This is a genomic window from Bacillus sp. SIMBA_154 (genome assembly GCF_046536015.1).
GTDB classification, from domain to species: domain Bacteria; phylum Bacillota; class Bacilli; order Bacillales; family Bacillaceae; genus Bacillus; species Bacillus pumilus_P.
In genome coordinates this window covers 1-278 of record NZ_JAWJBV010000195.1, presented here as the reverse complement: position 1 = coordinate 278, position 278 = coordinate 1, and the positions used below count along the sequence as shown (strand labels likewise).

Here is a 278-nt window from a genome sequence, read left to right as displayed (position 1 = left end):
CTGTGCAAACGCTATCAGGAAGGCAGTGTGCAAACCGATGTACTGCACAATGTCAGTTTCAGCGTGGGCGAAGGTGAAATGATGGCGATCGTCGGTAGCTCTGGTTCCGGTAAAAGCACCTTGCTGCACTTGTTGGGCGGGCTGGATACGCCAACCTCCGGCGATGTGATCTTTAACGGTCAACCGATGAGCAAACTGTCTTCGGCGGCGAAAGCAGAGCTGCGCAACCAGAAGCTGGGCTTTATTTATCAGTTTCACCATCTGCTGCCGGATTTTAC

At 52.9% G+C, this 278-nt stretch carries 1 protein-coding gene; it reads left to right on the top strand.

All coding sequences use genetic code 11. The features are described from left to right. Nucleotides 1-27: 27 nt before the first annotated feature. Nucleotides 28-278, top strand: a 251-nt coding sequence (locus R0K30_RS21710) for an ATP-binding cassette domain-containing protein (RefSeq protein ID WP_410612885.1), incomplete at its 3' end; no start/stop codon positions are given.